General features: G+C 57.4%; 2 protein-coding genes. Both read right to left on the bottom strand.

Features of this window, described 5'->3' with window-relative positions; translation table 11 throughout:
• Window positions 1-139: 139 nt before the first annotated feature.
• The gene (locus tag L248_RS13355) at window positions 140-1,420 is read right to left on the bottom strand and encodes a UDP-N-acetylglucosamine 1-carboxyvinyltransferase (protein WP_022530792.1); all 1,281 of its coding nucleotides are present in this window, start codon (window positions 1,418-1,420) and stop codon (window positions 140-142) included.
• Window positions 1,421-1,563: 143 nt separating this feature from the next.
• Window positions 1,564-3,201, bottom strand: coding sequence for a CTP synthase (locus tag L248_RS13350; RefSeq protein WP_022530791.1), 1,638 nt, complete (start codon window positions 3,199-3,201; stop codon window positions 1,564-1,566).
• Between the last annotated feature and the right edge of the window lie 95 nt (window positions 3,202-3,296).

Below are 3,296 nucleotides of genomic sequence, written 5' to 3'. Positions count from 1 at the left end.
GCCCATGGCGTTCCACGCCCAGCCAGCCGGAGGGCCCAAATCGCCGGGTCTCGCGGCTGTATCCCGTGATCCACGAGGCGGACGCGCGAAGCGCAACGCCGTATCGGCCCAAATCGCCGGGTCCCGCAAGTCTTCGTCTCTAGTGTTCCTTCGCCGGCTCGCAGTCAGCCATGGCGACATCGGCACCGATACCCCGGAGCTTGTCGACGACACGGTCGTAGCCCCGGAGAATGTTCTCCACGTTGGTAATGGTGGTGGTGCCGTCGGCCATGAGACCGGCCAGCATCAGGCAGGCGCCAGCGCGGATCTCGTCGGCCGAAACCACGGCCCCGTGGAGGTGGTCGACGTGGTGGATGATGATCACGTCGTTTTCTGTCTTAATGTCCGCCCCCATCTTCTGCAGCTCCGGGATATGACGGATGCGCTTGGGGTAGATGGTGTCCGTGATGAGGCTCTCGCCGTGGGCCTTCATCAGCAACGGCGTGATCGGCTGCTGCAGGTCGGTGGCGAAGCCGGGGTAAGTGCCGGTGCGGATCTGCACCGTGTTCAAGTCGCCCGAGGGGTACACAAAAATACTGTCCTCGTCGATCTTCATCTTGACGCCCATTTCTTCCAACTTAGCCAGGTAGGCATCCAAGTGCTCGCTGATGATATTCTTGATGATGATGCCCTCGCCCACCGCGGCAGCGATGGCCAAGTAGGTGCCGGCCTCAATGCGGTCGGGAATGATGGTGTGGGCATTCTTGGCGTAAAGGTGCGGCACACCGTCGATACGGATCACGTCGGTCCCAGCCCCGCGGATGACGCCGCCCATGTTGTTCAAGTAGGTGGCCAGGTCGATGATTTCTGGCTCCTTCGCGGCATTCTCGATGACGGTGCGGCCGTGGGCCCGGACGGCGGCCAGGATCACGTTGATGGTGGCGCCGACGGAGACCATGTCGAAGTGGATGCGGGCGCCGTGGAGGCCTTCTGTGGGGGACTCGATGATGACGACGCCGTTATCGTTCGTCACCACGGCACCCAAGGCTTCGAAGCCCTTCACGTGCTGGTCGATTGGCCGGGGGCCGATGTCGTCCCCGCCGGGCAGACCGACGACCGCTTTGCCGAAGCGGCCGAGGAGGGCGCCCATGAAGTAGTAACTCGCCCGCAGGCTCTTAATTTTTCCGTTCGGTAATGGTTTGAACTCGATATCAGTCGGATCAATGGTCAGCGTATCATCCGTCATGCTGCAGTCCACGTTCATTTCCCCAAGGATGGCCATTAAGTTGGTGACGTCCTGAATATGCGGGACGCCGTCCAAGACCACCGGTGTTTCAGAAAGAATCGCTGCGGGGATAAGGGCCACCGTGCTATTCTTCGCCCCGCCGATCGTTACCGAGCCGGCGAGGGCCTTACCACCATGGATTATCATTTTTTTCATTCGTTAAAATCCTTTATCGTTTAAAGTGCGTTCACTAGAAGGGCCTGCGTCTAGAATGCAGGCATACTACACTATAATAAAGAATCGGCAGACAAAAAGCCAGCCCGTGACGGCTGGCTTTCAGTAATGACCGGTGAATCCGGTTATTTGTTTTCTTGTTTAACGGCTTGGTTATCAACTTCCGGCAAGCCGGAAGCAGCACCAATAAAGGCTTTGTAGATCGGTTCCGGACGATTGGGCCGGGAGAGAAACTCGGGGTGATACTGGACGCCGACGAAGAACTTGAGCTTCGGCAGCTCGATAATTTCCACCAGACGGTTGTCCGGGGAAACACCAGCATAAATCATGCCTTTTTTCTCAAACAGGTCCCGGTACTTGTTGTTGAACTCGTAGCGGTGACGGTGGCGTTCCATGATGACGGACTGGTTGTCGTAGGCTGCGGCGACCACCGTGCCTGGCTTGAGCTTGGCCGGGTAGGAACCCAGACGAAGCGTGCCGCCCAGCTTGGTGACATCCTTCTGGTCGGGCATCAAGTCGATGACATTATCCGGCGTCTCGGGATCCACTTCGGTCGAGTTGGCCTCGGGCAGCTTCGCGACGTCCCGGGCAAACTCGACGGTGGCCATCTGCATGCCTAAGCAGACGCCGAGGAACGGCACATTATGTTCCCGCGCATATTGGATCGTCAGGATCATGCCTTCCACGCCGCGGTTACCAAAGCCGCCGGGGACGATGATCCCTTGGGCGCCGTCCAGAAGCTCGGCGACGTTATCCTTGGTGATGTTCTCGGACTGGATCTTGGTCAATTCAATCGTGGAATCGTAAGCGAAGCCGGCGTGCTTCAAGGCTTCGGTAACAGAAATATAGGCATCTTGCAGTTCCACGTACTTGCCGACCAAAACGATCTTAGTCTTGTTGTGCAGGTGCTTGACCCGCTGCTCCAACTGCTTCCACTGGGTCATGTCGGCCTTGGGGGCATCGATGTGCAGCTGGTCGCAGACGATTTGGTCCATCCCCTGCTCTTGGAGCATCAGCGGCAGGCTGTACAGCACGCTGACGTCCCGGGACTCGATAATGGCATCGGGATCCACGTCACAGAGGGTGGCAATCTTGTCCCGCATTTCCTGGGTAATGGGCTTTTCTGTCCGCAGCACCAGGATGTTCGGCTGGATCCCCAGTCCGCGCAGTTCCTTGACACTGTGCTGCGTCGGCTTGGTCTTCATCTCGCCAGCGGCCCGCAGGTACGGCACCAGGGTGACGTGGATATAGGTCACGTTCTCGGCCCCGACTTCGGACTTCATCTGGCGCAGGGCTTCTAAGAAAGGCAGGGACTCGATGTCCCCTACCGTGCCGCCGATCTCGGTGATGACCACGTCGGAATCGGTGGTGGTGGCGGCCCGCATGATCTTGTCCTTGATCATGTCCGTGATGTGGGGAATGACTTGGACGGTGGCCCCCAGATATTCACCCTGGCGTTCCTTAGAAAGAACCTCGGAATAAATCTTCCCGGTGGTGACATTGGAATATTGGTTCAAGTTGCTGTCGATGAAGCGTTCGTAGTGACCAAGATCCAGATCGGTTTCGGCGCCGTCCTCGGTCACGAAGACCTCACCGTGCTGGTAAGGGTTCATGGTCCCGGGATCCACGTTGATATAGGGATCAAACTTCTGGAGGGTCACCTTCAACCCGCGATTCTTCAATAAACGACCCAGAGATGCTGCAACGATACCCTTGCCCAGTGACGATACGACCCCACCGGTGATAAATACATACTTGGTCATAGATTAGCTGCTTTCTAAAATGTCCTCAAATGTATACGCACCCAGTCCATGGTGTTCCTTGAGATTTAGACCGGTTAAGAGTCCATCTTTATCGA

The sequence above is a fragment of the Schleiferilactobacillus shenzhenensis LY-73 genome, assembly GCF_000469325.1.
In the GTDB taxonomy this organism is placed as follows: domain Bacteria; phylum Bacillota; class Bacilli; order Lactobacillales; family Lactobacillaceae; genus Schleiferilactobacillus; species Schleiferilactobacillus shenzhenensis.
This window is presented reverse-complemented; position numbering and strand designations above follow the sequence as displayed.